General features: G+C 73.5%; 1 pseudogene. It reads left to right on the top strand.

What is annotated here, in order from left to right:
- Positions 1-49: 49 nt before the first annotated feature.
- Positions 50-6,828, top strand: a pseudogene (locus AAW14_RS38795) (type I polyketide synthase); the annotation flags it as partial.

Genomic DNA, 6,828 nt, shown 5'->3' with positions numbered 1-6,828 from the left:
CGGCCCCGGCGGTGTCCTGAGCGGCATGACCCAGGGCTGCCTGGTCGGCGCCGTCACGGTCCCCGTGCTGCGCGCCGACCGCCCCGAGCGTCGGGCGATCACCGCCGCCCTCGCCGAACTGCACGTGCACGGCGCCTCCCCCGACTGGCGGACCCTCTTCCCCGGCGCCCACCGCGTCGACCTGCCCACCTACGCCTTCCAGCGCGAGCGCTACTGGCTGGCGGGGGAGGAACTGGCCGCCACCGACACCCCCACCGACGGCACCGATTCCGGATTCTGGGACTCCGTGGAGCGGGAGGACCTGGAGTCCCTCGTCGCGACCCTGGGCGTCGGGGCCGACGAATCGCTGAGCGCGATCCTGCCCCGGCTGTCCGCGTGGCGGCGTCAGCGCCGCGAGCAGTCGGTGGTTGACGGCTGGCGGTACCGCGTCACTTGGAAGCCCCTCGGCACACTCCCGGAAACCGGTGCGTCCGGAGCCTGGCTGCTCGTGGCCGCTGATGCAACCGAGTGGACCACTTCGGTCCGTACCGCGCTCGCCGAACGCGGCCTGGACCTGGTGACCCTCGCCGTCGGCCGGCCCACCGACCGCGAGACACTCGCCCGCGAACTGGCCGGAGTCGGTCCCGTGGCCGGTGTGCTGTCGCTCCTGGCCGAGGACGAGGGCGCCTCCATCGAGCACCCCGCCCTGCCGCACGGCCTGTCCTCAACCCTGCTGCTGGTCCAGGCACTTGGCGATGCCGGAATCGACGCACCGCTGTGGTGCGCCACCCGGGGCGCGGTGGCCACCGGTCGCTCCGACCGTGTGGACCGGCCGGTGCAGGCCCAGGTGTGGGGCTTCGGCCGGGCGGCGGCCCTGGAGTACCCGCGGCGCTGGGGCGGTTTGATCGACCTCCCCGAGTCGATGGACGCCCGTACGGCGGCCCGCGTGGTCGCCGTCCTGGGGCAGTCGGCCGAGGACCAGGTGGCCGTGCGTGCCTCGGGGGTCTTCGGGCGCCGGCTGGTACGGCCCGGCCACAGCACCGGGCCCGAGCAGCGGTGGTCGCCGCGTGGCGCGGTGCTGATCACCGGTGGTACGGGTGCGCTGGGCGGCCATGTCGCGCGCTGGCTGGCGGGTGCGGGTGCCGAGCATCTGGTGCTGACGAGTCGTCGGGGCATGGACGCTCCGGGTGCCGGTGAGCTGAAGTCGGAGCTGGAGGCGCTGGGTTCACGCGTGACCGTCGCCGCCTGTGACGTGGCCGACCGGGACGCTCTGCGCGCACTGCTGGACGCGCACCCCGTCAACGCAGTCGTGCACGCGGCCGGCGTCAGCGACCACATCATGATCGAGGACACCGGAGTGGACGCGTTCGCGGGCACGGTGTCGGCGAAGGCGGCGGGAGCGACACATCTGGACGAACTGCTGGACGGCCAGGAGCTGGACGCGTTCGTCCTCTTCTCCTCCGGCGCCGGCATCTGGGGCGGCGCCGGACAGGGCGCCTACTCGGCGGCCAACGCCTACCTCGACGCCCTGGCCGAACACCGTCGGGCACGCGGGCGGACCGCCCTGGCCGTCTCCTGGAGCGGCTGGGCCGAGGGCGGCATGGCCAGCGTCGGCAAGGCCGAGGACATGTTGCGCCGCCGTGGCCTTCCGCCCATGCGGCCCGCGCTCGCGATCGCGGCGCTGCGACAGGCCCTGACGGACGACGAGACGACCCTGACCGTCGCCGACTTCGACTGGGAGCGGTTCATCGGATCGTTCACCGTCGGCCGCCCGAGCGCGCTGCTTTCCGCCGTGCCCGAGGCACAGCGGGCGTTGGAGAACCGGACACCCGGCAGCGCCGCGGCCGGCAACGCACTGGCGGCCCGGCTGGCCGCCCTGTCGGCGGGCGAGCAGGACCGTGCTCTGGTGGACCTGGTCCGTACGCACGCGGCCGCTGTGCTCGGCCACGGCGGTGTCACGGCCGTGGAGGCGGAACGTGCCTTCAAGGACCTCGGTTTCGACTCGCTGACCGCCGTCGAACTGCGCACCAAGCTCACGGCCGAGACCGGTCTGAAGCTGCCCACCACACTCGTCTTCGACCACCCGAACGCTACGGCCCTGGCCCGCTTCCTGCATGCTGAACTGCTCGGCGCGCAGGCCACCGCGCTGCCCGAGGAGCGTACGGTCGCCGACGACGAGCCCATCGCGATCGTGGCGATGAGCTGCCGTCTGCCCGGCGGCGTCGGCTCGCCCGAGGAGTTGTGGCAGCTCGTGCTGTCCGGCGGCGACGCCATCGCCGGGTTCCCCGAGGACCGCGGCTGGGACATCGAGGACCTGTACGACCCCGACCCGGGCGTCCCCGGCAAGACGTACGCGCGCGGCGGCGGCTTCCTCTACGACGCGGGCGACTTCGACGCCGCGCTGTTCGGGATCTCGCCGCGTGAGGCGCTCGCGATGGACCCGCAGCAGCGACTGCTGCTGGAGACCACGTGGGAGGTCTTCGAACGCGCGGGCATCGACCCGGCCTCTGTGAAGGGAAGCCGCACAGGCGTGTTCGTCGGCATGTCCTACCAGGGCTACGGCGCCGGCCTCTCGCAGGTCCCCGAAGGCGTGGAGGGGCATCTGCTCACCGGTAGCGCCGCAAGCGTCGTCTCCGGGCGCGTGGCCTACTCGTTCGGCCTGGAGGGCCCGGCCGTCACCGTCGACACGGCGTGCTCGTCGTCCCTGGTCGCACTGCACCTGGCCATCCAGTCGCTGCGCAACGGCGAGAGCACGATGGCCGTCGCCGGCGGCGTGAACGTCATGGCCGTACCGGCCGCGTTCGTGGAGTTCAGCCGGCAGCGCGGACTGTCCGCCGACGGCCGCTGCAAGGCGTTCGGCGCCGGCGCCGACGGCACCGGCTGGGCGGAGGGCGCGAGCGTCGTCCTCGTCGAACGCCTCAGCGACGCCGTGCGCAACGGCCACCAGGTTCTCGCGGTCGTGCGAGGCAGCGCCGTCAACCAGGACGGCGCGTCCAACGGCCTGACCGCGCCGAACGGTCTCGCGCAGGAGCGGGTCATCCGGCAGGCGCTGTCCTCCGCCGGGCTCAGCGGGGCCGACGTGGACGCCGTCGAGGCACACGGCACGGGCACCGCGCTGGGCGACCCCATCGAGGCACAGGCCCTGCTGGCGACGTACGGCAAGGGCCGCTCTGCCGAACAGCCGCTGTGGCTCGGTTCGTTGAAGTCCAACATCGGCCACACGCAGGCGGCGTCCGGCGTCGCCGGCGTCATCAAGACGGTGATGGCGATGCGGCACGGTCTGCTGCCGCGCACCCTGCACGCGGACGAGCCGACGCCGCACGTGGACTGGTCGGCGGGTGGCGTACGGCTACTCACCGAGGCGGTGGAGTGGCCTTCGGCCGGCCGTCCCCGCCGCGCGGGCATCTCGTCCTTCGGCGTCAGCGGGACCAACGCGCACACCATCATCGAGCAGGCCCCGCCGTCGGAACCGGCCGCCGTCACCCCGGCCGGGGCAGCCCCGACGGCCGTGCCGTGGGTGCTGTCCGGCAAGTCCGAGGCCGCTCTGCGGGACCAGGCCGAGCGTCTGCTGTCCCTCGTCACGGAGGAGGCCGGGCCGTCGCCGGCCGACGTCGGCCTCTCGCTGGCCACCACCCGCGCCGCGCTGGAGCACCGCGCCGCCGTGGTCGCGGACGACCCTGACCGGCTCGTCGACGGGCTGCGGGCCCTGGTCTCGGGAGCACCTGCTCCCGGCGTCACCCTCGGCCGCGCCGACGATACCCGGGTCGGATTCCTGTTCTCCGGGCAGGGCTCCCAACGCCCTGGCATGGGACGTGAGCTGTACGACGCGTTCCCGGTGTTCGCGGAGGCGTTCGACCAGGTGTGCGCCCATCTCGACCGGCACCTCGACCGGCCGCTGCGGGACGTCGTCCTCGGCGAGGACGACGACGAGCTGAACCGCACCGGCTTCACCCAGCCCGCGCTGTTCGCGACCGAGGTGGCCATCCACCGCCTGCTCGAGGCGTGGGGCATCCGCCCGGACTACCTCGCCGGACACTCCGTCGGCGAGATCGCCGCCGCGCACGTGGCCGGGGTGCTCTCGTTGGAGGACGCGGCCACGCTGGTCACCGCCCGCGCCCGGCTGATGCAGGCCCTGCCCGCCGACGGCGCGATGGTCGCCGTGCAGGCCGCCGAGCACGAGATCCTCCCGCACCTCACCGACGAGGCGAGCATCGCGGCCGTCAACGGTCCGCAGTCCGTGGTGATTTCCGGCGCCGAGGACGCCGTGACCGAGATCGCGGGCGTCTTCGCGCAGCAGGGCCGTAAGACATCCCGGCTGAAGGTGAGTCACGCCTTCCACTCGCCGCTGATGGACCCCATGCTGGAGGAGTTCGCCCGCGTCGTCGAAGGACTGCGCTTCGGGAAGCCGAGGATCCCCGTCGTCTCCAACGTCACGGGTGAGCTCGTCGAGGCGTACACCGCCGACTACTGGGTCCGGCACGTGCGCCAGACCGTGCGCTTCGCCGACGGCATCCGCACCCTGGGCGAGCTGGGCGTGACCACCTTCGTGGAGGTCGGCCCCGGCGGCGTCCTCAGCGCGATGGCCCAGGCCTGCCCGGGCGGCGCGCTCGCCATCCCCGCCCTGCGCGCCGACAGCCCGGAACCCGAGGCGATCACCAGCGCCGTCGCGCAGGCCCACGTGCACGGCGTCGCCGTCGACTGGCACGCGTTCTTCGCCGGCCGGGGCGCCCGCCGGGTGGACCTGCCGGCCTACGCCTTCCAGCACCAGCGGTACTGGCTGGAGACCACCGCGCCCACCGCCGCCGTCGTGGGCACCGGCGCCGTGGAGACGGAATTCTGGGAGACGGTGGAGCGCGAGGACGCCCAGTCCCTCGCCGCCACGCTCGACCTGCCCGCCGAACAGCTCGACACGGTACTGCCCCGGCTGTCCGCATGGCGCCGGCAGCGCCGCGAGGAGTCCCTGGTGGACGGCTGGTGCTACCGGGTCGGATGGAAGCCGGTCGGCGTCCGCCGGAGCCACGAACTCTCCGGTGACTGGCTGTTCCTGGTCACCGACGAGACCGAGTGGACCACCGCGGTCGGCGACGGGCTCACCGCAAGAGGGGCCCGGCTGATCCCCGTCATGGTCGACGCGGCCACGGACCGTGGCACGCTGTTGCGGGAACTCGACGAGGCGGCAAGCCGGACGCCGGTCGAGGGCGTGATCTCCCTCCTCGGCATCGACGAGCGGCCGCATCCCGAGCACCCGGCCGTCTCCGTGGGCACCGCCCTGACCATCACCCTCGTCCAGGCAATGGGTGACTCCGGCATCGACGCCCCGCTGTGGACACTGACCAAGTCGGCTGTTTCCACCGGTCGTCAGGACGAAGCACCCAGCGCCGTCCAGCACGCTGTGTGGGGCCTGGGCCGGGTGGCCGCGCTGGAGCACTCACGGTGCTGGGGCGGCCTGGTCGACCTGCCCGAGGTGATCGACGACCGGGTCGTGGGGCGGCTCGCCGGGGTGCTGGGGCAGTCGGCCGAGGACCAGGTGGCCGTGCGTGCCCGGGGCGTGTTCGTCCGTCGGCTGTCCCGCGTGACGGGCGGCCGGAAGGGCCGTACGTGGTCGCCGCGTGGCACGGTGCTGATCACCGGTGGTACGGGTGCGCTGGGTGGTCACGTGGCGCGCTGGCTGGCGGGTGCGGGTGCGGAGCATCTGGTGCTGACGAGCCGTCGGGGCATGGGCGCTCCGGGCGCGGGGGAGCTGAAGTCGGAGCTGGAGACATTGGGTTCACGAGTGACGGTTGCGGAGTGCGACGTGGCTGACCGTGAGGCGTTGGCCACGCTGCTCGCCGAACACCCCGTCGACGCCGTCGTGCACACAGCGGGCGTGGACCAGTTGGAGGCGCTCGAGGACATGACGCTCGGCTCCTTCGCCGAGGTGCTGTCCGCGAAGGCCGCCGGCGCCCTGCACCTCGACGAACTGCTCGCCGACCGGGAGCTGGACGCCTTCGTCCTGTTCTCCTCGATCGCGGGGGTGTGGGGCAGCGGCCACCAGGCCGCCTACGCCGCCGCCAACGCCGTGCTCGACGGAATCGCCGAGCGCCGCCGCGCCCAGGGCCGAGCCGCGAGTGCGGTGGCCTGGGGCCCGTGGGCCGGCGGTGGCATGGCCGAGAGCGAGGGCGCGGACGAACGGCTGCGGCGCCGCGGCCTGATCCCGATGCCCGCCGCGCTCGCGGTCCTCGGACTCCGGCAGGCCGTGGACTCCGGCGAGGCGACCGCGACCGTCGCCGACATCGACTGGCAGCGGTTCCTGCCCTCGTTCACGCTGCGGCGTCCGAGCGCGCTGCTCGGCGACCTCCCGGAGGCCGAGCGGATCCTGAACGTCTGCGGCGGCACCGACAAGGCCGCCGCGGCCGCCGCCTCCCCGCTGGCCACCAGGCTCGCCGGGATGCCCGAGACCGAGCAGGAGACGGTGCTGGTCGAGCTCGTCCGCACGCACGCGGCGGCCGTACTCGGCCACAGCGACGCCGGCGAGGTCGAGGCGGAACGGGCTTTCAAGGACCTGGGCTTCGACTCGCTGACCGCCGTCGAACTGCGCAACAAGCTCAACACCGAGACCGGCCTCGCCCTCCCGGCCACCCTGGTCTTCGACTACCCGAACGCCAACGCGCTCGCCCGGCAGCTGCGCACTGAGCTCACCGGCCGCACCACCGCGAGGACGGCACCGACCGTGGCCGCCGGCCCCGCCGTGGACGACGACCCCATCGCGATCGTGGGGATGGCGTGCCGGTATCCGGGTGGGGTGCGGTCGCCGGAGGATCTGTGGCGGCTGGTGTCCTCCGGCGGGGACGCGGTGGGGGAGTTCCCTGT

It is taken from the genome of Streptomyces hygroscopicus (assembly GCF_026168105.1).
Classification (GTDB): Bacteria; Actinomycetota; Actinomycetes; order Streptomycetales; family Streptomycetaceae; genus Streptomyces; species Streptomyces hygroscopicus_D.
The sequence above is the reverse complement of the archived record's forward strand: the minus strand, read 5'-3'. Positions and strand labels throughout refer to the sequence as shown.